This window comes from Pseudomonas sp. EL_65y_Pfl2_R96, assembly GCF_963970905.1.
GTDB lineage: Bacteria > Pseudomonadota > Gammaproteobacteria > Pseudomonadales > Pseudomonadaceae > Aquipseudomonas.
The window spans coordinates 1-433 of record NZ_CAXAQH010000400.1 but is presented as its reverse complement, the minus strand read 5'-3'; the positions used below and the strand labels follow the sequence as shown (position 1 = coordinate 433).

Below are 433 nucleotides of genomic sequence, written 5' to 3'. Positions count from 1 at the left end.
CGTTTCGCCGTACTGCAACATGAATTCCAGTCGCCCTGGAAACTGTTCTATTTTGAACACAGCGGGCGAATGCCGCAGTTTCCCTATTATTATGTCATTGACGGGCGATTCAACGACACGCTATTTCACAAACCGTACATTCGAAAACCAGCACCCGACATGAGATTGGGGCTGACCATCAAGGGGATGCCATCATGAAGAAGTTCGAATTGCTTGCAGCGTCGGCTTTGGCGATGCTTTCTGCCACGCCCGCCCTGTCGCAAACCACTCCTCCCCCGGCTCCTGCGCCCCAAACCACGCCCGATGGCGATGACATCGTCGTCACCGCAACCAAGCGCGAGCAGACGTTGCTCGATACGCCTGTTGCAGTGTCGGTAACCAGTGGCGCAACGATCGAGCAAGCGCAAATTCGCGATCTGACGGATTTGCAAAG

1 protein-coding gene and 1 pseudogene are annotated in these 433 nt (G+C 55.0%); both read left to right on the top strand.

Annotated features, from left to right (window positions below; translation table 11 throughout):
* Window positions 1-198 (top strand): hypothetical protein (locus tag AACY49_RS31265; protein WP_339528218.1); only part of this gene is annotated, 198 nt, incomplete at its 5' end.
* A pseudogene (locus tag AACY49_RS31260) lies at window positions 195-433 on the top strand (hypothetical protein); the annotation flags it as partial. The gene AACY49_RS31265 and the pseudogene AACY49_RS31260, both read left to right, overlap by 4 nt.